Here is a 25,251-nt window from a genome sequence, read left to right as displayed (position 1 = left end):
CTGCCACGCCGGCATGTAAACCTTTGTGACTTTGCACGGGATTGTCGGAAAACGTGAAATTGCTCATAGAGAATACTCACGTGGAGCGAAGATCATGGCGGGAATGATGGCTGAACCCAATGCAAATCTACTTCGGCGAGAGCGGGAAAATGCACGTCCACTCTTGATGGAAAGCCGGCAAAGCGGGAAAATGGTGGTGTTTTGCCGGTTATATCGCGAGGTGACCGGCACGCCGGGCCTGTTATCCTCCCATCCGAAGCTAGAGGTTATTGCAAGTCAGGGGAACGAACAGGCGGCGTTTTTAGTGAATATTTCTGTCGACTAACTGATTTTTGAAGCGTGATTTCTGCCACATGAATACATGCCGAATCAGGATTCATTGCAACCAACAATCGATTAACCAAGTCAAAAGAATGTGATGCAAATCGGGCCTTTTCGATTCAACCAATCCGCGGTGACGGCGCTCCCGTCCGTGCCCGCGCACGCCCATCGGGTTGCGTCCCCTGCACCTGTCAACTCGCGCTTCGCGTCACGGGTAACATCGCGCGGCGCATTGCGCATCGCGATGCTGGTCGCCGCGCTCGTTGGCTCACCCGCCAGTTACGCCCAGAATACTCATTCGCGCCTCGGTATGCCCGAGGTGCTTTCGTTGCTTGGCAGCCCGCTGTGGGTAAAAATCCCCATCGAGGCAACCGACGCCACCGAGGAAGTCACGCCTTCGCGTTTCACGATGGGCACACGGCCCACCAACGCCGGCATTCCGTTCCTGGAAAATGCGGAGATCAGTTTTGAACGGCTGGACAAGAAATACTTCCTGGTGATTCGCTCGCGTTTGCCGGTGAACGAACCGGCCATCGGCATTGTTATCCGCGAACAGGTCCAACACGGGGTGCGCAGCCGCGAATTCAGCCTGCTGCTGGATCCTCCACCCGCGGGCGTTGGAAGAACCGATGGCCGCGCAAGCGATGCGGCACTGATTCTTGACGCGTCACTGGCCCAAACGGTGCAATCGATCACCGCGCCGCCCGCCGTTATTTTGCCGCCTGTCGTGGGTGAAGCCGACGCGCCGCTCGCACTTGACGCTTCCCGAATCGGCAAGGCGCGCCCACCGCGTACGAAACGATCTGCGGCGTCCGGCTCGGCGCGAACCTCTGCACGCGCCGATCTCCCCGTCAACGTTCCGCCGGGGATTGCACCGATTGCCAAACCCGCTCCTTCCGCCGCCGCGCCGCGAAGTAAACGTGCGGACAGGCCGGCGCCGCGCACCGATACAACGGATGTTGCAAAGAAAGGCCGATCGGATGGGCCAAAACTGAGGCTTTCGCTCGACGCCGAAAGCGTGAACAACCTGCCGGTGGCAAGCGAGGAAATGCGCGCTGACCTGCGGCGGCGGCAACTGATACTCGACACCGACGATCTCACGTCCGCGTTGCTCGAACGCCATCACCGGATCACGTTGCTGGAAAAGGAGCTGGTCAGCCTTGCCGCACGCGTCAGCGCTGCCGAGCGCACGCTTAATGTCAATCGTCCCACACCCGCGCCGGACGGCCAAACGGCGAATCCCGCCGTACCGGCGCCCGAGGTCACCAGCGCTCCCGTGGCTACCGTCGTTCCCCCGGTAATCGAGCCCGCGAAGCCATCCCCGAAAATCGTGGCTCCCGCAAAACCCGTTGAATCGCCGCTTTCATTGTCGAAGATTTTGTTGATCGCTGCGGCCGCGATGCTGCTTGCCGGCGCCGCGTTCTGGTTCGTGCGGCGTCATCTGCGCGCGCGCGCGGAAACATTCCGCATCTTGCCGCAACAGGCCGATGACTACGTGGCGGAAGTAATGGCGGAGTCGCACAAACCGCGTGCGGCGCCACGCGCCAGCAGCGTGACCAATGCCGATTTCACCGCGAAAACGGTCGAGATGAAAGCGCCCGCGTTTTCAGCCCGGCATAGCGCTGAAGTCGATACTAACGCGGCCACCGCGCCCAACGCGCCAGAAATTCATTTCGAATTGCCGCCGACCGCCTCCCAGCAGCTCAAGGTCGCGCCCGGTAATCCTGGCGTGGAGCTCGATTTTGCCTCGCCGGCACCCAAGGAAGAAACAAGCGCTCCCGCCAATGACTTGCGAGCCCGCCGCATGCGTTATCTGGAGAGCCGCTATCAGGACATCGCGATCCTGAAGCCGGCGCTGGATGCGCCCCAGCGTTTGTTGAGCCAGGCTGGCAGGGTCCATGACGAAGGTGCCGCCGAGTTCGCGAAACGGCTCCTGAAATATGCCGCCTACAGCCGGCCACATACGGAAGAGTTCTGGCTTGGGTTGCTGGAGATCCTGTATCGCGAGAAATTTGCCAACGACTATCTCGTCAACGCGAAGTGGTTCCGCAAGTACCACCCTCAATCAAAGAATTGGGACGAAGTACAGCGCATTGGCTATTTGCTCGATCCGGCCGAACCGCTCTTTGCCAGTGCGGCGGCCTGGTCACATGAAGCGCCCGCCGTCGGTATCTGGCTGCCGGTCCATGAAGCGGAAGAAAAGCCGTTGCTTTCGCGTACGCACATGAAGCTTGAACTTGCGAATTAGTCCATCCAACTCTGCCCCGCACAGATGAGAGAAAGTTCAATCAAAACCGATTTTGCCCTCGAGACCACGGAGGACCGTGTCGAGGCCGTCATGCGCATGGAAACGCTGCTGGGGCCGCATTCGCTTGAACGCTATCGCAAGGTCTGTTTTGCCTTTGCCGACGAGCAGCGCGAACTGTCTGTCGGCCAGTTGCGCCTGACGTTGCAACTTGAGGATCATCTCGATTGGCTGTTGCGCAACGATATGTCCCGGCTTCAATTGTGGCGCCTCGATTCGCGGCGGGCGGACGCGCTGGCGATCAGCCGGCAGATTGCCGACTTGTGGCAGGCCTTGGGGGTTTGCCTGGGCCGGTATGCATTGGGGGCAACTGAATGGCTAAAGTCCCGCGAGGATGAAACCGGACTGTTGCCGCTGACCATTGCCGTCGCCCTGCACTGTCATGTCAATGAATTGCGCTGGCGCGCGCGCGCCGAGTTGCCGTGTGACGTACCGTTGAAGGCACTGCATCGGCTCTATGCCATTGCCGAGGCGCGCAATATTGCCGAACAGGAAGTGTATCCCTACGAATCCGATGTGGACTTCTCCATTACACCCAAAGGCCAGTATGTATTGATGCTGCTGATGGCGGATCTTGCCGAACGCGACCTGCAGCCAGTGCAGCGACTAATTGCGCAGAATTGGCTAAGCAGCTGGGCACACGATGTCGGACTCAGCCAGGCACCGGTACCGGGCAACCACAGCATGCTGGTGAACCTCGATTCCGACCAGGGCATCCAGCGCATTGCCGAGAAAACTGAACCAACTTATCGCTATATCAATATTCACGTCGTTGCCAGACGCATTGAAGAGACAGATGCATGGCTGGCCAACAGCAACTACGATGATGACACGACCAAGGAGCTTACGGAGGCAACCGAATCCGATTTCTCGGACACGCTCGCCTCCCTCGAGAAGTTGTATCACGATCGTTCCGCCGCATTCCAGGCGGCCCGCGAACGGCAACCGGCGCCGCCGGATCGCTTCGCGCAGGTCATCGTCGGCTGGAACCTGATTCAGGATTTTCTTGAAGCATCAAGTTGGGAAGCCAAGTCAGGGCGCGGCACGTTTCCGGCTAAATGCCCATCGCCGCAAAAATTTGGTGCCGCTGGTGAAGCGCTTGCCCGTTCCTCGACTGACCTGCCACTCATCGATGCGCACTTCGGGCCCGAACCTGAGCATCGCAATAGCAACAATTTCCTGCTCTGGCGGATTCGTGACCTGAGCGCCGGCGGAATTGGTCTGGCCTCGGCGCGCACGGCCGATGCGGATATCTCTGTCGGGACGCTGATCCTGGTGGCCGTCGAAGGCGAAGCGTCGTGGAGCCTTGGCCGCATTGTCCGGAAATTCAAGGGCCTTGATGAAAACGATACACGGTTTGGCATACAGCTGATTGGCCAGGACGCGGTCCCGGTTCATTTGATTCCGCGTCAGTCGGAAGATCAGGCCAAGCGCACACTGATGAGCGCGGTATCCGGCCTGTTTCTCTGCCGCCCCGACGAGACCGAGCGACAGGACCTGATGCTGGTGTCCAGTGGTGCGCTCGCCCACACCCGCCGGTTTGAACTAAAGACCGGCAATAAACGTTTACCGATCCGCGCCTCGTTGCCGGTGCAGAGCGCGGGCGCGTGGGTGATGATCCAGTTTGAGGAAGATGTCTGAAGCCGACGACTGGCGGCCCAAAGAATTTTTTCCTTAGTCCAGCAACTCCAAGTCGTCTGACCCGGGATCGGACTTGGCAATTTTTGCCGGCTTCGGCGCAGGCTCAGCAATCATCTCATCCGCCGGAAACGTCTGGCACATGCGCCGCGCCACTTCCGGGTCAACGCCAAGCCAGCGATCGTAATCTTCCTGACGAATGATGACCGGCATGCGCTTTTCGTCACCCGGGCGGTGCATGCGCTTCATGATCGCGTGATCGTCCGCATTGACTGTCAGCATCGAAAAGCTCATGACTTCCTTGCCATCGCGATACCAGCGCTCCCAGATGCCGGCGAGCGCGAACACGTGCCCGTCGCGCAAGGTCATTTTCCAGCGCACCGCCTTGCCGGTTTCCCAGCACGGCTCAAAAAACGCTTCGACCGGGATCAGGCAGCGCTGGGAATTGTGCCAGGCGTGTTTGTAGCTTGGTAACTGGCCGACTGTTTCAAGGCGCGCGTTATGCGTGGCAAAACGCTTCGTGGGTTTTTCCACATCCTCCGGCCTGGACCACGATGGCACAAGGCCGAAGCGCGCCGCGATACACTCGCGCCGCGGCGGCTCTTCACCGCTCTGGCGGATAATATTGCGCACGATCGGCGCGCCATATCCTGGATAGGCCTCGGGATGAAACTCGAAATCGGGAATATCCACACCGAACATGCTGCGCAGGTATTTCAGTTGAACGGCAGGGAGAAAATTGGTGCACATAAGCTCGATACCAGGTCCGGGTAAACGCGGAATCCATTTCTTGCTACGCGAGACGACGGGCGCCAAACGATCGGCGCCCTGTTACACGAATCAACAGGCGGGCATCGCTAATTCGCGTCGTAGAAGCAGGTCTTCACCACGCCATATGCCGGATCCTTGCCAAAGCCTCCCGGCGAACACGAAATGCTGCCGACCGCCACCTTGTGCGCCCATTTGTTGCCCGCGCCGTAGCTGACTCGGCGCCGGCCTTCGAATTTGCAGGTGCCGCCCTCGTTGGAGCATTTCACCCACTTTGGTGGATCAATAAACTCATTGCGGCGGTCGGCATTTTGTGGATAAACAATATAACAAGCCTTGTTTACACCCACCGCCGGATCGCCGAACGCCGCTGGCGAGCATTTTATGCCGCCCGTGACACGCCGGGTCGACCATGTTTTGAACGCGCCGTATTTGACAATGGCGGTGCCATTGACCTTGCAGTAACCCTCCTCGACCGCGCACTTGACCCACTCGTCGGCAGCCCATGCGGGCAGGCCCACGAGCATGGCGAGAGGCAGTAACATTGATGCGATTTTCATCCCTTTTGTCCCTTTCATTCATTCTTCCAAGATGTGCTTTTTTTGCGCCCGGCACCCGGCGCGCGGCTTCCAGAACCTTCGACCAATCAACAATGCACATCCGGCGGCCACGGCAGGCACGCCAAGGTTTACAAGCCCGGTCTGCACGATAGAGAATACCGTGCTTTCGCGTCGAATAGCAGCCCCAACAATCCGCAAGAGCATATTTTTCAGGGACGTCCATGCATGAAGCCATGAGCACCACGGAAATATTCCTGATCGCCATGGCGATCATCTTTACTGTCCCGTACCTGATTTGGCGCGTGGGCAAGACTGAGTACTACGCGCCGCTGGTAGTGGTGCAGATCATCACCGGAATATTGTTGGGCCCCGGTATTCTGGGCAAGGTTTTCCCGGACTATTACGCATTTGTTTTCAGTCCGCCCGTCGTCCAGTCATTGAATGGCATCGCCTGGTGGGCAGTGATGATATTCGTGTGGATTGCGGGTATTGAACTGGATCTGAAACAAGCCTGGGAACATCGGCGCGAGGGCGTTGTGACCGCGGGGTTGGCGCTTGGCACGCCGCTGTTATTTGGCTGTGCGGCGGCGGCCGGCATGCTGATCTACGATGGCTGGATCGGCCCCAAGGCGATGACCTGGCAATTTATACTCGGCGTGGGTATGGCCTGCGCCGTCACCGCGCTGCCGATCCTGATCCTGCTGATGGAAAAGCTCGATATTTTGCGGCAGCCGATCGGCCAACGCATCCTCCGCTATGCGAGTCTTGATGATGTCGCGATCTGGGGCGTACTTGCGCTGATCCTGATGGACTGGCAGCGCGTCGGCAAGCAAGTCGCGTTCTTGCTGATTTTTGTGGTGCTTTGTTATGTGTTCCGCAAATTAATGTTGTGGCTGCCCGAGCGCGATCGCTGGTATGTCGGCCTGATCTGGCTGGCGGTATGCGCCTTTGGCGCGGATTGGGCGGGGCTGCATTTCATGGTCGGCGCATTTCTGTCCGGCGCGGTGATGGATGGCGAGTGGTTCAACCAGAAGCAGATGGATATGCTGCGCCACAACGTGTTGCTGGTGATCATGCCGGTGTTTTTCCTGAGCACGGGGCTCCGGACCAACTGGACGCTGGGTGGTGCGACGGTTTTCCTCGCAGCCGGCGTGCTGCTAATCGCCGCAGTGACCGGAAAATTAATGGCCACTCACCTCGCCGGAAAAATTCTCAGGTGGGTGCCGGGCGAGGCATCGATCATCGGCTGGTTGCTTCAAACGAAAGCGCTGATCATGATCATCTTCGTGAACATCCTGCTGGACAAAGGCATCATCACCAGCGAAACCTTTACCGCGCTGCTGCTGATGGCCATTGCCAGCACCATGCTCACGGTGCCGATGGTGTCGCCAAAACTGGCGCGCATGAAGGAAATTATTTTCCGGTCGAAGTGAAGCAAAATTCCGAGGATCTCAAAACCGCTCGTCGGCCGGCAGATATCGCCACTGACCCGGCGGCAATTTGGCCATCGAAACCTTGCCGATGCGTAGCCGCTTCATGGACTTCACCTGAAGCCCGACGCTCCGACACATGTGCGCAATCTGGCCGGGCTTTGCGCCCTTGAGTGCAAAGCGCAGGCGCGTTTCGTTTTGCCAGCTCACCTTTGCCGGCGGTAACGCGCGTCCATTGAGACTGAGCCCGTGATTCAATTGCTTGAGACCATGCGGGCCGAGCTCCCCCTCGACTTCAACGACGTACTCCTGCTCGACGGTGGCGGCATCATCGACAAGTTTGCGCACGACGCGCCAGTCCTGCGTCAGCACCAGCAGGCCGCTGGCATTCGCCTCGAGCGGGAGGGTTTCGCTCAATCGGGAAAAGTGCCGCTTGAGTGGACGTATGCCGGATGGATCATCGGTCGCGTGCGACTCAAGCGAAACTTGCGCCAGCGTATCCGCACCAGGCGTTCGGTGAAACAGGATGGTCACCATCTCGACCGGCGCGAGTGATGCATCGGGATGCAGTTCGATTTTCTGCTCTTGCCCCGCAACGCGAAATTGCGGCTCCTGCACCACCTTGCCATCGACCTTGACCCAGCCACCTTCGATATATAACTCCGCCTCACGGCGCGAACATGAAACCATTTCGGCGAGGCGTTTTGCGAGGCGGACGGGTTCCGTCATGAGACTGCATTCCATCGGGATGAAAATACATTGTAAGCGCACACGGTAAAATGCCCGTCATGCCATCGCAAACAAAAACACCCAGCCTTGACGGAATCACGCTTGAGGCAATCGTCACCACGTTGTCCGACGCGATCGGCTGGAACGCGATGGGAGAAGCAGTTCCGGTGCGTTGCTTTACCCATGACCCTAGCATCAAATCGAGTTTGACTTTCCTTCGGCGCACGCCATGGGCGCGCCAGAAAGTGGAAGAACTATATTTGCATTACCTGCAGGACCACTGCGCAGCACGGGCACAGAACAAATAGCATTTTTCCGTCAAACTCAAGCACTGGCGCGGCTTCGCGAGGAAAAATGACTCGGGACGCCCATGTATGCTAGGGTTTGGCAACTTCCCGGCGTCCGCTGCCATTTCGGCCTGCCATCCGAAGCAAGACCAAAATTCCAAACAGCCTCCCGCTCGGATCCCAACTATGCAGGTTTGTTTTTTCCGGATGACTCGATCGATACACGCATCGATTCTGATCGCCGGCCTCGCCACTTTGAACATCCCGGTCAACGGCGCGTTTGCCACCGACTTGCAAGCGAATCCCTCGCCCGTTGACGCCAGCAAACCGAACCCGCCCGACGCGCCAGCCGACCCAAACGCCAAACCCGCAAAGCCATCCGCGAAGCCCGTGCAAACGGTCGAAAAGATCGAAGTGAAAAGTTCGCAGGAGAATTACGATGCGCGCCGTGAGGATACGGCGACAAAAATCGTCGTCACCGAAGAGGAAATCGCCAAATACGGCGACACGCAATTGGTGGATGTGCTGAAACGCCTGCCGGGCATCACCGTCACAGGGGACAGTGTCCGTATGCGCGGACTCGGCAGTGGTTACACGCAGATATTGCTCAATGGCGAACGCGCGCCGCCGGGGTTTCAACTCGATACCTTGTCGCCGGGAATGGTCGAACGCATCGAAATCCTGCGTGCCGCGACGGCCGAATTCAGCACGCAATCGATCGCTGGCACCATCAACATCATCCTGAAGAAAAAAGTCACGATCGCCCAACGCGAATTGAAACTCGGAATTGCCAGCGGGCGCGGTTACCGGGCGCCAAACATCAATGTGCAGGTATCCGACAAGGACGGCAATTTCTCGTATTCCCTCGGTGCATTTTATTTTCACAATGACTTTGATGTGACATCTTCGGGAGCGGAATTTGGCACCGATTCGGCCGGTGTGCAGAACCTGTTTCGCGCCACGACCAATCACAGCAAGGGGCACTATGACGGCACTGGACTTTCTCCGCGGCTGAACTGGACACTGGCCAATGGCGATACGCTGACGTCACAGTCATTTCTCAATTTCAGCCGTTCGGTGAACAACGGCGACCGTCGCTATCTGGTGATGGAAGGTGTGCCGGTTCCATATCCGATCAGCCTGACCCGAAGCGCGAACGAAGACACGCTCCTGCGCAGTGACCTCAACTGGGTGCACAAGCTGGCTGAAGGCGCCAAACTGGACATGAAATTCGGCGTCACCGGCAGCGAGCGAAAAATCGATTTTCTTCAGCAGGGCTACACCGTCGCGAACCTGCAAAACCTCGACAGCAGCGTGCTTTCCAACGCGAAGGACAACGGCGCGACTTTCACCGGGAAATACTCCACGCCGATTGTCGAAGGCCATTCGCTGGTGGCGGGCTGGGACACTGGAATCACCAAGCGCACGGAGATCCGCGATCAGCGCGACAGGCCACTGCCCGGCGTCATTCCGGTCGTCAGTTATGAAGACTTTGCCGCCGACGTGATGCGCGCGGCGTTTTTCGCGCAGGACGAATGGAATGTGACGAAGGACTGGTCGGTCTACGTTGGCCTGCGCTGGGAAACACTGGATACCAGGAGCACAGGCAACACTTTCAGCGAAGTCCACAACCGCTCGAGTGTCGCGAGCCCGCTGTTCCAGACACTTTGGAAATTCCCGGACAAATCCGGCCGGCAGGTACGCTTCGCGCTGACGCGCACCTACAAAGCGCCCGCCACTGCGAGCCTGATCCCGCGCCGCTTCACGTCCACCAACAATGGCCCGACCGATCCGGACTACCAGGGCAATCCCGACCTGAAGCCCGAACTCGCGACCGGCATCGACGTCGCCTACGAGCATTTCTGGGGACAGGGCGCGACGATGAGCATCAGTGGCGCGTTGCGGCGGATCACCGATTTCAACCGGCGCGGGCTTGTTCTTATCAACGACCGCTGGGTATCCACGCCGATCAACGACGGCACCGCGCAAACCCGCAGCCTGGAATTCGACGCCAAGTTCCCCGTGCAATCGCTGTACAAAACCGCGCCACCCATCGACTTCCGGCTGAACCTCAATCGCAACTGGTCCACCGTGGATTCGGTGCCAGGGCCGAACAACCGGCTTGACCAGCAAACGCCTTTCAGCGCCACCGTCGGCCTCGACTATCGCATGAAGGGTGGTGAAGTGACTGCCGGCGGCAGTTACAGTTTCAAGAGCGGCGGGCCGGTGCGAATTTCAGCGAATCAGGGCCGATACCTTACGGCAAGGCGCGAACTCGATGTGTATGGACTGTGGAAATTCACCCCCAAAACCCAGTTCCGCCTGACGCTGGCCAATGTGTTGCGGCAGGACTATTCGAATGAATCGAGTTACTTTGATGCATTCGGCAGCCTGCGCCGCACCAACACGTATCCGTCCAGCATGCATGTGCGCGGGAATCTGGAGTTGAAGTTTTGAACGCCTTTTTAAATGGGCGTGGCAATCACATATTACGAAATAGCGGCATGAACGACAGACTCACCGAAAGCGTCTCAGGCCGGTTCTTGAGCTTGACAATGCCCTTGCCGGTGTCATCGCGCGCGATGGACGCAATCGCTTTCAGGTTCACGATCGTGGCGCGATGGATCTGTTTAAAGATGGCGGGGTCGAGCACATCGAGCAACTCGCGCAACGGCTTGCGCACCAGCGCCTCGCCCTGCGCGGTCATCACCACCGTATATTTATTGTCCGACTGAAAATACGCCACGTCATCAACCATGATGAGGCGCGTTTCCTTTCCGGCGCTCGCGGTAATCCACACCAGAGGTGGCACGGTGGTGGTGCGCGGCAGCGTCGCGGTCAGTTGCTTCACCAATGCGGCGAGTTCATTCGCGTCGGGTGCGGCGCGCGCTTTCAAGCGTTGCACAGTACTCGCCAGCCGTTCGCGCGAAATCGGCTTGAGCAGATAATCCGCCGCGCCTTTTTCGAATGCGTCGATCGCGTACTGGTTGTAGGCGGTCACAAACACGATTTGGGTTTTCGGGCTGGCTTCGGCCATCGCCGCTGCCACTTCGAGGCCGGTAAGACCCGGCATGCGAATATCGAGAAAAGCCACATCGGGTTGCTGGGCAGCAATCGCCTCCAGCGCGGCGCCGCCATCCTCGCACTCGGCGACGATATCGAGTTCGGGCCAGGTTTCGCGAAGCAACGCTGTCAGTGACTGGCGCAGCAGCTCCTCGTCTTCGGCAATCACACACTTAAGCATTTTTGGCTCCTTGCACAACTTGCGCGGGTACGGTGATCGTTGCGGCCACGCCGCATGGAAAATTTGCCGCGATGGCGAAACTCGCCGCGGCTCCGTAGGCCAGCTGGAGTCGTTCGCGGACATTCTTCAGGCCGATGCCGGTGCCGCCGCCCTCGGCGCTGAAACCGCGCCCATCATCGGCCACGGTCACGGCGACGCTGCCTTCATTTTCGCGCGCCAGTATCCAGATGGTGCCGCCGCCGGATTTTGGCTCCAGGCCATGCTTGATGGCGTTTTCGACCAGGGTTTGCAGCATCATTGGCGGGAATGGCACGGTCAGCATCGGCGCGGGCACTTCTATTTGCAAATTCAGGCGCGCGCCCATGCGAATTTTGAGTATGTCGAGATACGCGCGCACCCGCTCAAGTTCTTCACCGAGCGTCGAAGGCTCATCACCGGTGCGCGGCAGCGAATGACGCAGGTAGACGATCAGGTTGCCGAGCATCTCATCGGCGCGCGCCGGATCGCAGCGCGTCAGGACTTGTGCACTGGCCAGCGTGTTGTACAGGAAGTGTGGCTCCACTTGCGCATGCAATAAACTCAGCCTGGCGACCGCCAGTTCCTTTTCCGTGACGGTCTGTTTCGCCACGGCACGATCGTCGCAGCAGCGTTCAGAAACACGACGAGCCATTGCACGCGTAATCGCCTCGGCATTTTCAAGGTTGGTGCCGTCATCGACGAGGAACCAGTCAATCCACGCGGCGCCTTCCGGTTCGCATATCAGCGTGACGCTGCTGGCGCCATCGGCGGGTTTGATGGTCGCCAGGATCTGGTTGCGCCGGGCGCCGCTCCAGCTAAACAGGTCGTATACGATCTTGTTGGTGTAGGGATTGAGGCGTTTCACTTTTGCGCGCAATTGCAGGCTGTCGCGCGCCGCTTCGATATTTTCGGAACGCGGCAATTCGCGAATGGTGGCGTCAAGCATCCTGAATGCCTCATCGGCCTCGAAGGGGATTTCAATTTGCCGGCGCTGCCGATTGGCCACCGTACCGGCATCGATGTTCCCGGCAATCAGCCGCACACGCCGCAAGTGCGAAAACGCGCAAGTGACCTGCCAGGCGATGGTCAGTAACGCGGCGAGCACGAAGGGCCAGGTGGGGCGCCCGCGATTGCCGCCCTTGAGCGCCAGCCAAACAATCAGCACCAGCACGAACGCCAATGCCCAGGCAAGGGCGATGCGGGCAACAAAATAAAGACTGGTTTTCATTGTGGATGGGAATGTGGTGGAATTGAGCGAACCAATAGCAGGCGGCTGTTGCCGAGTATTCCATCTTCCGACGAAGTCGGGGGCGGGAGACGAAGTGCCCGGGTAACGGTGCGAAATGGTCCCGATGATGGCGATCTCCGTCCCGGCATGTTGAATTTATGCCGTTTGATTGCCCGTAACGAAACTTGCCAGACTGGCCGACAAACTCCTTTATCCATGCGGCTTTCCGCGCACAAATGGCTGGAAAGGCTCGCCAAATGGCGTTTTACATCCCCGGGAACGGGGAGGTATCAATTGCCCGGCGCCTTGCTGATTTTCCGGCTGAGCGCGGCAAATCCGGAATCGGGAGAATTGGGCGCGATAAGTGAGGCGAGTACCGTCAGTTGCCGCTGCGCCTTGGCCTGCTCGCCGCTGCGCCAATAGGCAATGGCCAGATAGCGGTGGACTTCGTCGAATCCCGTGGTGAGTGCCTCCGCGCGTTCCAGGGCGCTGACGGCGTCGACGTATTTCGCGCCTTGCAGGTAGTCGATGCCGCGGCCCAGCCAGTAGTAGGGGTTTTTTTCCTGGCGTGCCTGCAGCAGGTTGGCGTATTTAAGTCCTTCGTCCTCCCGTCCCTGCGCGACCAGCAACTGATGCATGGAACGCACGGGGGTATCGTCAGTTCCATCAAGCGCGATCGCGTGCAGCAGCAATTGCTCGGCGCTGTCGGCAATGCCCTTCCGTTTATAGAGTTGCGCAAGGTTGCTGTAGCTCGACGCATAGTGTTCATCTGCCTGTATTGCCGCCTTGAACCACGCATACGCCGGCACAAGATTGTCCCGCGCAAAATAATCCGCCGCGACGTTGTTGTAATAGCGGGCGAGAACACTCTCGTCCGACAAGGCGAATCCCGCCCGCAGCCAGCCGGTCTGGGGCTCAAAATCAATCACCACGTTGCCGGAAGTCATGGTGCCATTCTTCAGATGCAGACGCGCCTCATTCTTGATCAATACGTTGACGTGGCGCTCGACAAAATCAACGTTGCCGTGCCGGTTGAAATACTGGGGAACGCGGACTTCCTGCAATTGCGCCGGAAGATTCAGTGCCTTGGCGATGGAATAGGCGAGTACGCTAAGCGAGAGGCAATTACCGCGCCGGGCACGCCATGTTTCCGCCGCGATCGTGGACTCGTTGCCGGCATACGGGAAAGCATTGAGCCCGGGCCCAAACAAGAGCGAAATCAGGTAGTCCACACGCTTTTGCGTGCTGGCGTCCTTCATGCCGGACGCCTCAAGCGCGGAAAGTAGTCCGGCGTCGAGCGCGAACAATTCGCGTATCCCCACCGGAACCGGCGCCGCATCGTAGTGGAATTCCTGATCGCGCCAAAGGATATGTGCCGGCACGGCGACGATGCGCACGGACGGCGCGGATGCGCATCCTGCGAGGATCAGCACACCGATGACCGTCAGCGTTCTAAGCGTTGCAAGCGCTCCAAGCATTCCGACACTCCCACGATTTCAAAAGCCGGGTAATACAATGCTAGCCGTTTTTGTTGGATATGATCGTTGCGAAATCGTTCAGACGCTTCGCAACGCCCCGGATAAACAGATTGTTGCAACCCCCCGCTTCGGCGATACTTGCGCGTCCAATATCGCATAAAAAAGGGGAGACACCATGCTGCAACAAGGCCTGATCATGGATTGCCAGCTACTGATTTCGTCAGTCATTCAGCATGCCGAACAGCAGCATGGTGACGTGGAAATCGTCTCCCGCGAAACCCACGGACCGCTGTTTCGATACACCTACGCCGACTGTGCCCGGCGTTCACGCCAACTGGCGAACGCGTTGCGCGAATTGGGGTTGCAGGCGGGCGATTGCATCGCGACCCTGGCCTGGAGCAACCATCGGCATCTCGAAGCCTATTTCGCCGTGTCGGGCAGCGGCATGGTGATCCATACCTGCAATCCGCGCCTGCACCCGGCGCAATTGGCCTACATCATCAACCACGCCGACGATCGCGCCGTCATGTTTGACACGACCTTCGCGCCGTTGATCAAAGGGCTGGCGCCACTTTGCCCGAAGGTCACGTCTTGGATCTGCTTGTCCGATCAATCGGGCCTGCCCGATCAGGACGGGATTCCCGGCTTGCTGTTCTACGACGATCTCATCGCCGCGCAAGATGACAAATATGTCTGGCCCGAATTTGACGAACGCAGCGCCGCCGCACTTTGCTATACGTCGGGAACGACAGGCAATCCCAAGGGCGTGCTGTATTCGCATCGCGCACTGATCCTCAGCGGCATGGCGATCACCATGCCGCGCGGCATGTCGCTATGTCCGGGCGAAACCGTGCTGCCGGTGGTGCCGATGTTTCACATCAACGCGTGGTGCATTCCCTACGGCGCGGCGATGAGTGGCGCCAAACTGGTGCTGCCGGGGCCGCGCCTGGATGGCAAGAGCCTGTATGAATTGATCGAGGTGGAAGGCGTCACCGTTAGCGCCGGCGTGCCAACCATCTGGCACGCGCTGGCGCTGTATCTTGAACAAAGCGGCAACCGATTCTCGACCATGCGGCGAACAGTGGTGGGCGGCTCTGCGATGCCGGTCGCGCTGCTGACGAAATTTGTCGAGGAATTCAATGTCGAGGTGCGATGCGGGTGGGGCATGACCGAAACCGCGGCCGCCGCCACCATCAGCAGCCTCACCCCCGCGCAAAAGCTGCTGGACCGCGACGCGCAACACCGCATCAGCGCCCGCTCCGGCAAATCCGCATTTGGCATCGAACTGAAGATTATCGATGACGGCGGCCACACGCTGCCGCGCGATGGAAAATCGGCAGGCGAGTTATGCGTGCGGGGCTTGTGGGTTTTATCTGGCTACTACAAGTCGGAAGTGTCACCGCTGAAAGACGGGTGGTTTCCAACGGGCGACATCGCCTCTATCAGTGCCGACGGCGACGTGCAGATAACCGACCGGGCAAAGGACGTCATCAAGACCGGCGGCGAATGGATCAGTTCAATCGACGTCGAAAACGCCGCCATGGCGCATCCCGCGGTGGCCATGGCCGCCGTCATCGGCGTGAAACACCCGAAGTGGGATGAACGCCCGCTGATATTCATCGTGCGCAAGCCCGGGCAGGCACTGGAGAAGGACGAAGTGCTGTCCTTCCTTTCCGGTCGCATGGCGAAGTGGTGGGTGCCGGACGATGTGGTGTTTCTGGAAACCTTACCAATGAGCGGGACCGGGAAGGTGCTGAAAATGGATCTGCGCAAGCAGTACGGCGGCGCCTTTAGCTAATTCCCGGGCGAATTGAGGACGTTTCACGCACGAGGGTTGACCCAGATCAAAGGTACCGGGCCGAAGGTGGCTAGCATCTACCCTCGGAGGCCTCAATGTTTGATCAACCCATAAAATACGTCATGGAGCAGAAGAAATTTCTCACTGCTCCGCCCGAGACAACCGTCAGCCGCGCCGCGCAGCAAATGGCAGAAAAGAATGTCGGTGCCGTGCTGGTCGTCGAAAACGGCAACCTTGTCGGCATTTTTTCCGAACGCGATGCCGTTTTTCGCGTGATGGCGAAGGGTCTCGACGCCGTCACCACTCGTCTGATCGATGTCATGACCGCCTCGCCCAAAACCCTGGATGCGGCAAAGACATACGGCCATGCCCTGTTGCTGATGCAGGAAAACGGCTTTCGTCATGTGCCGGTCATGGACAACGGCCGGCTGGTCGGCATCGTCTCCTCGCGCAATGCCATGGATCCCGACATCGAAGATTTCATCTCGGAAGAGCGGCGGCGGGAACACCACCGGTAGAATTCTCCGGCCAGTTTTTTTCGCAGGCCGTTTGCCGTTCGCGGTGCACTTGTCCAACCTCTCCGTGCGTATTTGCCACGCCTCGCCATACCTCGCCACGCGTTGACAAGCGCGGCGAATGGCGCCGATCATCAATCCTATTTCCCTGCAGGGCGATACACGCGTTGAAAGCGCGCGTTGTCCACGACACCGTAGTCGCCGGGTGCATATTGCAATAGCCAGTCGTTCGGTTGCCCGCAAAGCAGATCCCCGCCTTCGCTGCGCGCAATCGAAAATGCGGTCGGTAGCTGCCTGGCCAGCACCGTCGCCGCCTGTGCCCGATACGGCCCATCCTGCCCTGCCCCGGCCGGTAAGACCGGCACATACCGGAGATCGAACCGGTCGCGCGAAACACTCCAGCAATCGCCGGTCGATCCGGTAATCAACGCATCACCGCGCCGATAGCGATTCGGACCCACGCGACTCTGTATCTCGCCGTCCTGCGAGGCAAAGACGACTTGCACGACTTCGTCTTTGACGAACACGGATGCAGCAGGGTCATTGGATAAATCGATGTTGGAAAGGAGCTGCATACGGTGCCTGAAATGAAATCACGATTGCATCAAGAACATGGCGACATCCAAACCATTTCAATCGTCATTCTCGCGCAGGCGGGAATGACGCCTTTGAAACTACCGCTTCGAGCTATCCAGCAATTCCCACAGATATTTCTTCCAGATCTCCGCCCGCGTATGGGTGCCATGCCCAAAGGTTTCCTCCGACGCCGGCAAAAGCACGAAGCGCCCCTTCTTCACGCGCTTGATTTCGCGCTCGGCGATGCCGAGTTCCGGCGGATTGATGAAGTCATCGGCGGAATTGATATGCATGACGGCGGCGCGAATGTTCTCCAGCTTCGGCGCGGGATCGTAATGGCGCGACGCACTGACGGCATAAAGCATGTCGTTGGCATCGATGCCGGCGGCCGTGCGCGCGACCGCTTCGTCGGTGAACTTGTCGGCGGCCTCGCGTGTCGAGTAGTTCTTTTGCATCTGGATCGGCGCAGCGCCGACCAGAATCAGGAAGTTCGCGATGGATTTCACCGCCGCGCGGGGCGGCGTCGCGTAATCGCCGCCCTTCCATTCCGGATCATCGCGAATGGCATTGATCAGCATCTTGCGCCAGACGCGATTGCGCCCGGCCAGTTCGACCGGCAGGCACGCCAGCGGCATCAGCGCATCGACGAAATCGGGCCAGGCCTCGCCCCACATCCAGGCGTGCATGCAGCCCATCGAGGTACCGAGAATCAGCCGCAGATGATTCACGCCCAGCCCTTCCTCCAGCAGCCGCTTCTGCGCGACCACCATGTCTTCGTAGTCGTATTGCGGGAACTTCGTGCGCAGACCGTCGCTCGGCTTGCTCGACTTGCCGTGGCCGAGCCCGTCGGGAAGGATCAGGTAATAGCGCGTTGCATCGAGCAATTGCCCCGGCCCGAACAGCACGTTGGCGAAAATCGGCCGGATCAGGCTCTGCCCGGAGCCGCCGGTGCCGTGCAACAGCAGGACCGCGTTGGTCACCTGGCCGCTGGCATCGCGGACGGGATTGCCAAAGGTGGTGTAGTGGAGCTTTACTTCCGGCAGCACTTCGCCGGATTTGAAGCGGAAATCGCGGGCGATATAGTCGCCCTGTTTGGAGGGCGGCATTTCGGTGGCGGATTGTGCGTGGCCTTGTGCAATGAACAGAGAAAGAAACGTTGCGGCGCAAACGACGTAGCGCGTGACGTAGCGCGGGGCGAGGTGCGCCAGGCAGGTCCTCGATATTTTCATGTGATGCTCCCAATTCCATTCATGTATATCCTTCGTTTTCACAAAACGCCAGCATTGGCGGGCCTTCCAGGACGAAATATCGCCACAGGCCCCACCAGTGCTTGCGTTTCACTTCCTGCCAATCGTGTCCTGCACCCTCGGCCGTCCCCTCGCCGCCGGTGCCGCGCGCCGATCCGAGAGGCCGGAAATCTCCTCGCGAAACCGCGTATCCCCCAGCGCCCACCCCTTGTGCGTGCAATCGCGGATGGACGCGAGCACGTCCGCCTCAATCTCGCCGCGGAACAGTTCACGATAGGCGACCTTGCGTGCCGCCGTATCCCGGCCAAGCTTCAGATACTCATCGTGTTCGATCAGCCAGTTCAGATTCGCGCCATCCTCGCCATAGGCATATTTGCGGTGGCTGGACCACGGATAGTCGCGCGGATGCGAAACCATACCTGCGCGCACGGGGTTCTGTTCGATGTAGCCCATCACCCGCAGGAAATAGTGTTCGGTATCCACCACCGTGGCGCGATAGCGTCCCGCCCACAGCGTGCCGCTGCGGCGGTAAGTGAAATTAAAATACTGCGCGTACTTGCGGCCGGCCGACTGGAAAGTCTTGCTGATACTGTCTTCGTACGTGGGCGTGGCCAGCAGGTGAATGTGGTTGGGCATCCACACATACGCGTGGACCGCCAGCCCGCATCGCCCCGCCGCCTCCACCAGCGCATCGCGAAAAAATTGATAGTCGGCCTCCGCGGCAAAGATGACTTGGCGGTTGTTGCCGCGCTGGATGATGTGTTGGGGCTGGCCGGGAAGAACGTAGCGGGGGAGGCGGGCCATGAGGAGTCTCGCAAAAATAGAGTTCACAGTTTAGCATGAATTAAATGGTGTCTGACCCCATTTAATTTGCCCCTCATTGAACCTTACTTTTGGCGATTAGCCACATTCCCCCCTCTTTTGCCCATAGCCAAATTGAAAAAGCCGCCGTTTCCAATACTTTTCGTGTTTCGCCTTCGAACGATTTTCCTGATTTTGCCAACTCCAGTTCTTTGTGAAGTACCCTTCGAGCCGGTTGTTGCTCCGCTGCAAAAAGCCGGTTCATCGACATTTTCTTGCCTACATTCTGAGTCCCTCCAAGAGACTTCATTGTCGCAACAACGAAGCGCGAATCCAGGTAAGCCCATAGTTGTTCTTCGCATTCAGCTCACCACACAGCGTTCCAACTAAGTACTTCTCGTTGCGAAACTGTACAGAGACGGGCCCATGCGGCGACTATCGCGCCTCTTTTGAATCTCAAATGCCCTCTGGTCCCCAAATGGGTTGCAGCCACGACACAGGGCAAACACGACAGACGCCTTGACGATAACTGAAATGATAAAAGGGGTCACCCATTTAAAAGATAAATGGGGCAGACACCAGCTACCACCATCACCAATCCGATGCCACGCTCGCGCACTCATTGTCATCCCTCCAATCATGCCCTCACCCCGCCCGACTCTCCAGCGCGGCCCGCCCCGCCGGTGTCGCCATCACCACGATGACATCGCCCGGCTGCACGCTCCGGTCCGGTGCCGGATTGAACACCGTATCCCGGCCGCCGGTCCTCAACGCCAGCACGATGTATTCATGGCTCGGCGGCGCGAAATTCTCGATGCTGCCGGACGCATTCGCCCCCACCGTGACCTGCTCGACGCGCACGTTGTCATCCGACCGCAGCATTTCATCCAGGAACGACACCACCTGCGGACGGATCATGCTGGAGACGATGCGCATGCCGCCGGTGAAATCCGGCGAGACGATCGCATCCGCGCCGACCCGCTCCATCTTGGAAAAATAGTTCACCTCATGGCAACGCGCCACCACGCGGCAGGCGGGATTCAGTTGTTTCGATGAGAGCGTAATGACGAGGTTGCGGCTGTCATCGCCAGTCACCGCGAATACGCCCGCCGCGCGCCGGATGCCGGCTTGTTCGAGCATTTCGTCTTCGGTGCCATCGCCGAGGATATACATCGCTTCCGCGTGCCGCTGCCCGTGCGCGGCGATCTGCGCGGGATCGATATCCACGACCACGTACGGCCGCTCGGTCTTATCCAGTTCATGGGCGACGTTGGCGCCGACCCGTCCCGCGCCGCAGACGATGTAATGCCCTGAAAGTTGTCCGATGCGTTTTAACATTTTGCGTCTCCGTAGCGCCTGATTTAATTCGCCTGCAACGATGAACGCCGTCAACGTTGAAAAGATATAGGTGGTGACGCCAATGCCGGCAAAGGCAATCACCATCGTGAAAATGCGCGCGCCCGGCTTAGCGGCCATGTCGATGATTTCGCCATAGCCGATGGTGGCGATGGTGATGAACGTCATGTACAGCGCGTCCACGATGGTGGTGTTCGCGCCGCCGATCACCAGATAGCCTGCGGTGCCCGCCACCAGCACGACAATCAGGGCGACCATCGGCCACAGGAATCGGCGGTAGACGTGCGTGATGATCAGGTCGGGCATGTGGCGTCAGTCATGTTGAAGGATACAAATCCATGGAAACGTTTCTCAAAACTCCAGCATTGGCGCGGATTATCAGCCATTTTCGCCCCAAACGCCGCGCCAGTGCTTGCGTTTAATGGCCTGCAACACCTGCTAACCTCATTTCCGTTCGCCCTGAGGTATCGAAGGGCATTCCGGACGTATATGAACCAATGACTTACATTGAGTGTGCTTCGATACGCGCAGCGTACCCTGTCCTGAGCATGTCGAAGGATCAGCACGAACGGGAGTTAGTAAAGGTTCCCGCGACGCCTCAATCGCATCGCACAAATTAATCACCTCGTCGCAACCCACTGCGCGCCCTCCAGCAGCACCCGCACCGCACCGCTCACCACCAGCGCGACACTCACTGACAGCGCGACGGAGAATAACGCATCGCGGCGGCCAATCGTTTTGTTCATCACGGCAAAAGTGGAAACGCACGGAATGTAGAACGTCAGGAACAGCAGCAGCGTCATGATCTGCACCCAATCGAGCACGGTGCCAACCTCGAACGTGCCGAGCGCCTGGTAAATCATCAGCAATGACAATTCCTTGCGCAGGACGCCGAACAGGATCGGCACGCCCAGCACCACCGGCAGTCCCAGCCACCAGCCCGTGACGGGTGTGAGCACGGCGTTGATAACGCGGTCCGCGCCGATGTGGTTCAGCAGCGCCAGCACCACGCTGCCGCCGACCAGCAACGGCGCAACGATGGTGAGGACATCGCTGGTGCGCTCCCAGGTTTCACGCAGCAGCGTACGCAGGCGCGGCAGTGCATAGGGCGGAATTTCCTGTATCTGCCCCGGGCCGAGTTCGCGATGATGGCGCGCCATGATCCGCCCCATCACCGCGATCAGGACGATGGTCAGCGCGAAGATGGCAAACACGCCGATGGCACCAAGGTATTTCCCCGCCAGCGCGAGAATGATCGCGGAGCGCGCGGAGCACGGCACGAAGGTGATCAGCGCGGAGGCGATGACGCGTTCGCGGCCGGTGGTGGCTTTCGCAACGCTGGAAATAGCCGGGACATTGCAACCGAGGCCGGTGAGGAACGTGACGGCCACGCCGCCATGCAAGCCGATGTGGTGGAACGCGCGGTCAACCACAAAGGCGATCCGCTGCATGATGCCGCACTCTTCGAGCGCAACCAGCAACAGCACCAGCGGAATCATGTACGGCACGACAATGCCGGTAAGCCCGATCAGCCCATCGACCACGGCGCGCCCGACGATGCCGCTGGTTGAATCCGGCTGCCATCCGGCCAGCGCATCGGTGAGCCGCGCGGTGGTCATCTGGTCCAGCCAGCCGCTGACTTCGAACACCACGAACAGCACCGCCGCAAACACCGCAAGCGAGCCGATCAGACCCCACTGCGGGTGCAGGAACAGCTCATCCAGCCAGTAGCGCCAGCCGCGCCCCTCGTGCGGCGCGCCGATGCGCGTGCCGCCTTCCGACAGCGTGGCCGCGCGGTGATGGCGATCCGCTTGCAGTTCCTCCGCGAGCTGCCGCGGCAGCGAATCCGAAGCGGCCGTGCGCAATCGCAGCAGGTCCGGCATTTTTTCCGGGAAATGATGGCGCAGTTCATCTTCGAAATATTGATTGCCCGCGGCAAACTGCATCAGGAGAAAAGCGTGCGGTACGCGGAACGCCGCGGCGATCGCAGGATGTTCGAGCGCCCCGGCAAGCGGTTCGAGGCTCCGCAGAATGTGTTTGCCCGGCAATTGCGGCAACGGTTGCAGCGCATCACGATGCACATTGACCGCGGCCTTGAACAGCGCAGCAATGCCGTGCCCCATGGTGGCAACGGTCGAGAGCACCGGCATGCCCAGCAACGCACCGAGCGCCTTGACGTTGATGTGCAGCCCCTTCTCCCAGGCCTGGTCGGTCATGTTCAATGCGATCACCATCGGCCGCCCCAATTTGCTCAATTCCAGCGTGAGCACCAGATCGCGCTCAAGGCGCGTGGCATCGACCACCTGGATCAGCACGTCCGGCGGCGCGAACGGCGCGGGCGGCTCGCCGGACTCATGCGAAGACACCAATGGGCGCTCATCGCCCCAAAGCAGGTATTTCAGCGCGGCCACATCGTCCTGTGCCAGATCAAGCAGCGACGGAATGCTCGGCAGATCGATCAGGCTTGCCTCGTCGAGCCCGATCTGCACCGTGCATTCGCCATAGGTGCGCTGGGTGCCCGCAAGTTTGCCGGTCGTCGGCGCGGTGCTGGCCACCGCATTGAAAAGTGTGCTCTTTCCGGCGTTGGGCATGCCGACCAATGCGATGCGCAACCGCCGCGCGCCGCGAAACAGCGGGGTGCGCAACGCGACGGTGGCAGGCGGTTTGGATGCTTTGGGGGAATTGGGGGAATTCGGCGACTTCACCCCGTCATTCTTGCCTACAGGGAAGCGCGCCGCAAGGGCAATCGATGGCGCGCTGCCGGACGCGCCCCCGATGAAAATCTACAGCGCCTTGATCGACCCGGAACCTTCTACCGTCCGGCTGACATTCGCCGGCGAGCCGGCATAGCGCACGTCACCCGAACCATATACGCGGGCAATCAGTTTCTCTTTCGCATGCACTACCGCGTCGCCCGAGGCCATGATCTTCACACCGGCCTCGCGCGCGACCAGCTTGCCGGTACGCACGTCCCCGCTGCCCATGATTTCAACATCGACCTTGTCCGTGTTGCCGGCCGCGGAGATATCACCGGACCCGTTCACCGAAATCTTCACCCATGAGGACTGCAGCGATGGCAGGCGGATGTCGCCCGAGCCCTGAATGCTGGCGTCCACCAATTTGCTGTCGATGGCATCGACGCTGATATCGCCGGAACCCTCGATGCCGATCTTTACCTGATCGGCACGAATCGATTTCAATTTCACGTCACCCGAGCCGGCAATCGAGATATCAAGCTTGTCACTCTTGAATTGGTCACCGAACACGTCGCCCGACCCCTTGATGGTGATGGCGTTGAGCGTTTTGACCGTGAGGCGCACCTTGATCGCATTCCTGGTCGAGAACCCGTGCGAATTGTCGCCCTCGATAATCAGCTCATCGCCCGCGACGCGCGTCGTCATTAGCGGCAGCAGGTTATCGTCGGCGGAAATGGTAAGTGATTCGGCTGGTCCTTGCGAAAGGGTGACCGTTGCCGGCAGCGCCAGCACCAGCCGTGAAAAGTTCGCGACCGCGCGCGACTCCTGTTTTACCACGCCGGAACCCTTGGTCTGGTTACCGCCGTAGTTCACATTATTGCCAAAACTCCAGTTGAACGAGAAATGACCGGACTTGGCGTCCGACCCCTCACCCGCGCCCGCCGTGGCGGCAAATGCCCCGCAAAACATCGCTGCGGCGAAGGCTGCGACCAATGGGCGGCTGCCCGATAACCGTGTGAATGTGTTCATCGTAATCTCCTGGAGTGAATGAGTTCATTCTAGGAACGTGGAACGGCAAGGGAAGCCTCAGGCGATGGAATGCAGAACGCTGGGGGTGAATGGGGCGAATGACGGATAAACCACTCGCTAACGCCTAAGCTCAAACATCATCGTTGCCGGGCAGCTTTCGTCGAGCAACACACTGCGCTTCAGATTGGCGACACGGTAAGTGCAGACCCATTCAAACTTGCCCTTGTCACTAATCGAGCGCTGGGAATTGAAAAGCGTGCCTTCCGCCACGCCGGCGGCAGACGCGGCGGTGGCAGGCGGCGGGGGCGTTGGCGTTGTGACCGGCGCGGCAGGCGTCGCGGAAGGGGGAGTGGGGGATGTTTGCGCGGATACGCCGTGGACAAACAGGCCGACCAGCAGCGTGGCGGAAATATTGTTGATTTTCATGGATTCTCCTGATTTCGCACGATTATTGGATGGCGGACGATGAATTGGCAGACGTTCGTTTGCGTCGCGGCGGACAATTTCCAAATACTTCCTGCCTACTTGTCGAATTGCAGCATACCCGAGGCCTCGCGCATCGGCCACACATGTAAACCCGAAGGCAACAAAAAAAGTCGACTACTATTTGGCCCGCGAGCGCCCGCCCCGGTTATCCTGTCGCACCTTCACCGAGACACCCCTGCCAAAAAATGACCGCTACCGCCCCCACCACCACTCCCATCCCAAACTCACCCCAGGAAGCGCGACTCTGGCGTGACGACGGCTGGACTGCCCGTGTGATCAAGAATGAGGATGATGATGGCTGGGCCGTGGAGATGATCAAGGACGGCGAACCCGAACCGGCGCTGGTTGGACCGTGGACGATGGGGCGCGACAAGAAAAATCCAAAGCCGCTCGACGCCAACGCCTTCCACACGCTGGTCAAGACCGCGTACGAAGTTCGGCGCCGTCATGAACAGCATCTGCATGCAACCTTGCACAAGAAAGTCGTCGTCCCCGTGGCGGGCACGACGATGACCGTCACGCTGGACATCACGCCGGACGAGGAGAATCCTTATGCCCTGCTGACCGCGCGGGAGGCTCGCAACCGCGAGGATCCACCGCTCGCACAGGTGCGAGTGGCGGCGTCATTCAAGCTGACGGAGGCAACTGCGACGGCGTGGATTGAAGACGGTTTTCGGCGACCGGAGTGATTAGGGAACAATCGTTGCGGCGGCAAATGAAGTAACTTGCCGCGTCATTTCG

Annotated in this window: 23 protein-coding genes; 9 read left to right on the top strand and 14 right to left on the bottom strand. The window is 59.4% G+C overall.

What is annotated here, in order from left to right; translation table 11 throughout:
• Positions 1-94 precede the first annotated feature (94 nt).
• From IPP88_06840 to IPP88_06830, 3 genes are all read left to right on the top strand, one after another.
• Entirely contained in the window at positions 95-325 is a 231-nt protein-coding gene (locus tag IPP88_06840) for a hypothetical protein (GenBank protein MBL0122448.1), read from the top strand.
• 93 nt (positions 326-418) lie between these two features.
• A complete protein-coding gene (locus IPP88_06835; protein MBL0122447.1) occupies positions 419-2,569 on the top strand; it encodes a hypothetical protein in 2,151 nt (716 codons plus the stop codon).
• A 24-nt stretch (positions 2,570-2,593) separates the two neighbouring features.
• Positions 2,594-4,267, top strand: a complete 1,674-nt coding sequence (locus IPP88_06830) for a hypothetical protein (GenBank protein MBL0122446.1) — start codon at positions 2,594-2,596, stop codon at positions 4,265-4,267.
• 33 nt (positions 4,268-4,300) lie between these two features.
• Here IPP88_06830 and IPP88_06825 read toward each other — a convergent pair whose 3' ends face one another.
• Together IPP88_06825 and IPP88_06820 are read right to left on the bottom strand one after the other, a co-directional pair.
• On the bottom strand, positions 4,301-5,014 hold the full coding sequence (locus IPP88_06825) for an SOS response-associated peptidase (protein MBL0122445.1): 714 nt from the start codon (positions 5,012-5,014) through the stop codon (positions 4,301-4,303).
• Positions 5,015-5,121: 107 nt separating this feature from the next.
• Positions 5,122-5,577, bottom strand: coding sequence for a hypothetical protein (locus IPP88_06820; GenBank protein MBL0122444.1), 456 nt, complete (start codon positions 5,575-5,577; stop codon positions 5,122-5,124).
• A 236-nt stretch (positions 5,578-5,813) separates the two neighbouring features.
• Between IPP88_06820 and IPP88_06815 the strand changes: the two genes are divergently transcribed.
• Positions 5,814-7,025 carry a cation:proton antiporter gene (locus tag IPP88_06815; GenBank protein ID MBL0122443.1) on the top strand — a complete coding sequence of 404 codons (1,212 nt, stop codon included), beginning with the start codon at positions 5,814-5,816 and terminating at the stop codon, positions 7,023-7,025.
• A gap of 18 nt (positions 7,026-7,043) precedes the next feature.
• Here IPP88_06815 and IPP88_06810 read toward each other — a convergent pair whose 3' ends face one another.
• The gene (locus IPP88_06810; GenBank protein ID MBL0122442.1) at positions 7,044-7,751 is read right to left on the bottom strand and encodes an RNA-binding protein; all 708 of its coding nucleotides are present in this window, start codon (positions 7,749-7,751) and stop codon (positions 7,044-7,046) included.
• Between the two features lie 50 nt (positions 7,752-7,801).
• Here IPP88_06810 and IPP88_06805 point away from each other — a divergent pair, with 50 nt between their 5' ends.
• Together IPP88_06805 and IPP88_06800 are read left to right on the top strand one after the other, a co-directional pair.
• Positions 7,802-8,059 carry a DUF2132 domain-containing protein gene (locus IPP88_06805; GenBank protein ID MBL0122441.1) on the top strand — a complete coding sequence of 86 codons (258 nt, stop codon included), beginning with the start codon at positions 7,802-7,804 and terminating at the stop codon, positions 8,057-8,059.
• 186 nt (positions 8,060-8,245) lie between these two features.
• On the top strand, positions 8,246-10,495 hold the full coding sequence (locus IPP88_06800) for a TonB-dependent receptor (protein ID MBL0122440.1): 2,250 nt from the start codon (positions 8,246-8,248) through the stop codon (positions 10,493-10,495).
• Positions 10,496-10,520: 25 nt separating this feature from the next.
• Here the strand turns inward: IPP88_06800 and IPP88_06795 are convergent, their stop codons facing one another.
• From IPP88_06795 to IPP88_06785, 3 genes are all read right to left on the bottom strand, one after another.
• Positions 10,521-11,282: a response regulator transcription factor gene (locus IPP88_06795; GenBank protein ID MBL0122439.1), complete on the bottom strand. Its 762-nt coding sequence runs from the start codon at positions 11,280-11,282 to the stop codon at positions 10,521-10,523.
• The gene (locus tag IPP88_06790) at positions 11,275-12,528 is read right to left on the bottom strand and encodes a histidine kinase (protein ID MBL0122438.1); all 1,254 of its coding nucleotides are present in this window, start codon (positions 12,526-12,528) and stop codon (positions 11,275-11,277) included. The genes IPP88_06795 and IPP88_06790 overlap by 8 nt, the downstream gene beginning before the upstream one ends.
• Before the next feature lie 290 nt (positions 12,529-12,818).
• A complete protein-coding gene (locus IPP88_06785; GenBank protein ID MBL0122437.1) occupies positions 12,819-14,006 on the bottom strand; it encodes a hypothetical protein in 1,188 nt (395 codons plus the stop codon).
• Between the two features lie 175 nt (positions 14,007-14,181).
• Here IPP88_06785 and IPP88_06780 point away from each other — a divergent pair, with 175 nt between their 5' ends.
• Positions 14,182-15,804, top strand: a complete 1,623-nt coding sequence (locus IPP88_06780) for a long-chain-fatty-acid--CoA ligase (GenBank protein MBL0122436.1) — start codon at positions 14,182-14,184, stop codon at positions 15,802-15,804.
• A gap of 95 nt (positions 15,805-15,899) precedes the next feature.
• Positions 15,900-16,322 carry a CBS domain-containing protein gene (locus tag IPP88_06775; protein ID MBL0122435.1) on the top strand — a complete coding sequence of 141 codons (423 nt, stop codon included), beginning with the start codon at positions 15,900-15,902 and terminating at the stop codon, positions 16,320-16,322.
• Between the two features lie 137 nt (positions 16,323-16,459).
• Here IPP88_06775 and IPP88_06770 read toward each other — a convergent pair whose 3' ends face one another.
• The 8 genes from IPP88_06770 to IPP88_06735 form a co-directional block, all read right to left on the bottom strand.
• Positions 16,460-16,894 carry a PGDYG domain-containing protein gene (locus IPP88_06770; protein MBL0122434.1) on the bottom strand — a complete coding sequence of 145 codons (435 nt, stop codon included), beginning with the start codon at positions 16,892-16,894 and terminating at the stop codon, positions 16,460-16,462.
• 99 nt (positions 16,895-16,993) lie between these two features.
• Positions 16,994-18,124 (bottom strand): alpha/beta fold hydrolase, encoded by a 1,131-nt coding sequence (locus IPP88_06765; protein MBL0122433.1) that lies wholly within the window; start codon positions 18,122-18,124, stop codon positions 16,994-16,996.
• Positions 18,125-18,232: 108 nt separating this feature from the next.
• Positions 18,233-18,946 carry a transposase gene (locus tag IPP88_06760; protein ID MBL0122432.1) on the bottom strand — a complete coding sequence of 238 codons (714 nt, stop codon included), beginning with the start codon at positions 18,944-18,946 and terminating at the stop codon, positions 18,233-18,235.
• A gap of 73 nt (positions 18,947-19,019) precedes the next feature.
• Positions 19,020-19,214: a hypothetical protein gene (locus IPP88_06755; protein MBL0122431.1), complete on the bottom strand. Its 195-nt coding sequence runs from the start codon at positions 19,212-19,214 to the stop codon at positions 19,020-19,022.
• Positions 19,215-19,588: 374 nt separating this feature from the next.
• Positions 19,589-20,605 carry a potassium channel protein gene (locus IPP88_06750; GenBank protein ID MBL0122430.1) on the bottom strand — a complete coding sequence of 339 codons (1,017 nt, stop codon included), beginning with the start codon at positions 20,603-20,605 and terminating at the stop codon, positions 19,589-19,591.
• A gap of 314 nt (positions 20,606-20,919) precedes the next feature.
• Complete coding sequence (locus tag IPP88_06745) at positions 20,920-22,890, bottom strand: ferrous iron transporter B (protein ID MBL0122429.1); 1,971 nt, start codon at positions 22,888-22,890, stop codon at positions 20,920-20,922.
• 192 nt (positions 22,891-23,082) lie between these two features.
• The gene (locus tag IPP88_06740) at positions 23,083-24,024 is read right to left on the bottom strand and encodes a DUF2807 domain-containing protein (protein MBL0122428.1); all 942 of its coding nucleotides are present in this window, start codon (positions 24,022-24,024) and stop codon (positions 23,083-23,085) included.
• Positions 24,025-24,141: 117 nt separating this feature from the next.
• On the bottom strand, positions 24,142-24,450 hold the full coding sequence (locus IPP88_06735) for a hypothetical protein (protein MBL0122427.1): 309 nt from the start codon (positions 24,448-24,450) through the stop codon (positions 24,142-24,144).
• Positions 24,451-24,695: 245 nt separating this feature from the next.
• On the opposite strand from IPP88_06735, the gene IPP88_06730 reads away from it, so the two are divergent.
• Positions 24,696-25,199: a hypothetical protein gene (locus tag IPP88_06730; GenBank protein ID MBL0122426.1), complete on the top strand. Its 504-nt coding sequence runs from the start codon at positions 24,696-24,698 to the stop codon at positions 25,197-25,199.
• Positions 25,200-25,251: the final 52 nt, after the last annotated feature.

Source organism: Betaproteobacteria bacterium (assembly GCA_016720925.1).
GTDB lineage: Bacteria > Pseudomonadota > Gammaproteobacteria > Burkholderiales > Usitatibacteraceae > UKL13-2.
This window is presented reverse-complemented; position numbering and strand designations above follow the sequence as displayed.

Bases quoted from the DNA above. Each gene is read 5' to 3' on its own strand.
- IPP88_06825 (MBL0122445.1), bottom strand. From the start codon at position 5,014: ATGTGCACCAATTTTCTCCCTGCCGTTCAACTGAAATACCTGCGCAGC.
- IPP88_06780 (MBL0122436.1), top strand. From the start codon at position 14,182: ATGCTGCAACAAGGCCTGATCATGGATTGCCAGCTACTGATTTCGTCA.
- IPP88_06840 (MBL0122448.1), top strand. From the start codon at position 95: ATGGCGGGAATGATGGCTGAACCCAATGCAAATCTACTTCGGCGAGAG.
- IPP88_06795 (MBL0122439.1), bottom strand. From the start codon at position 11,282: ATGCTTAAGTGTGTGATTGCCGAAGACGAGGAGCTGCTGCGCCAGTCA.
- IPP88_06790 (MBL0122438.1), bottom strand. From the start codon at position 12,528: ATGAAAACCAGTCTTTATTTTGTTGCCCGCATCGCCCTTGCCTGGGCA.
- IPP88_06800 (MBL0122440.1), top strand. From the start codon at position 8,246: ATGACTCGATCGATACACGCATCGATTCTGATCGCCGGCCTCGCCACT.
- IPP88_06815 (MBL0122443.1), top strand. From the start codon at position 5,814: ATGCATGAAGCCATGAGCACCACGGAAATATTCCTGATCGCCATGGCG.
- IPP88_06760 (MBL0122432.1), bottom strand. From the start codon at position 18,946: ATGGCCCGCCTCCCCCGCTACGTTCTTCCCGGCCAGCCCCAACACATC.
- IPP88_06750 (MBL0122430.1), bottom strand. From the start codon at position 20,605: ATGCCCGACCTGATCATCACGCACGTCTACCGCCGATTCCTGTGGCCG.
- IPP88_06810 (MBL0122442.1), bottom strand. From the start codon at position 7,751: ATGACGGAACCCGTCCGCCTCGCAAAACGCCTCGCCGAAATGGTTTCA.
- IPP88_06820 (MBL0122444.1), bottom strand. From the start codon at position 5,577: ATGTTACTGCCTCTCGCCATGCTCGTGGGCCTGCCCGCATGGGCTGCC.
- IPP88_06745 (MBL0122429.1), bottom strand. From the start codon at position 22,890: ATGCCCAACGCCGGAAAGAGCACACTTTTCAATGCGGTGGCCAGCACC.
- IPP88_06740 (MBL0122428.1), bottom strand. From the start codon at position 24,024: ATGAACACATTCACACGGTTATCGGGCAGCCGCCCATTGGTCGCAGCC.
- IPP88_06830 (MBL0122446.1), top strand. From the start codon at position 2,594: ATGAGAGAAAGTTCAATCAAAACCGATTTTGCCCTCGAGACCACGGAG.
- IPP88_06770 (MBL0122434.1), bottom strand. From the start codon at position 16,894: ATGCAGCTCCTTTCCAACATCGATTTATCCAATGACCCTGCTGCATCC.
- IPP88_06765 (MBL0122433.1), bottom strand. From the start codon at position 18,124: ATGAAAATATCGAGGACCTGCCTGGCGCACCTCGCCCCGCGCTACGTC.
- IPP88_06835 (MBL0122447.1), top strand. From the start codon at position 419: ATGCAAATCGGGCCTTTTCGATTCAACCAATCCGCGGTGACGGCGCTC.
- IPP88_06730 (MBL0122426.1), top strand. From the start codon at position 24,696: ATGACCGCTACCGCCCCCACCACCACTCCCATCCCAAACTCACCCCAG.
- IPP88_06805 (MBL0122441.1), top strand. From the start codon at position 7,802: ATGCCCGTCATGCCATCGCAAACAAAAACACCCAGCCTTGACGGAATC.
- IPP88_06735 (MBL0122427.1), bottom strand. From the start codon at position 24,450: ATGAAAATCAACAATATTTCCGCCACGCTGCTGGTCGGCCTGTTTGTC.
- IPP88_06785 (MBL0122437.1), bottom strand. From the start codon at position 14,006: ATGCTTGGAGCGCTTGCAACGCTTAGAACGCTGACGGTCATCGGTGTG.
- IPP88_06775 (MBL0122435.1), top strand. From the start codon at position 15,900: ATGTTTGATCAACCCATAAAATACGTCATGGAGCAGAAGAAATTTCTC.
- IPP88_06755 (MBL0122431.1), bottom strand. From the start codon at position 19,214: ATGTCGATGAACCGGCTTTTTGCAGCGGAGCAACAACCGGCTCGAAGG.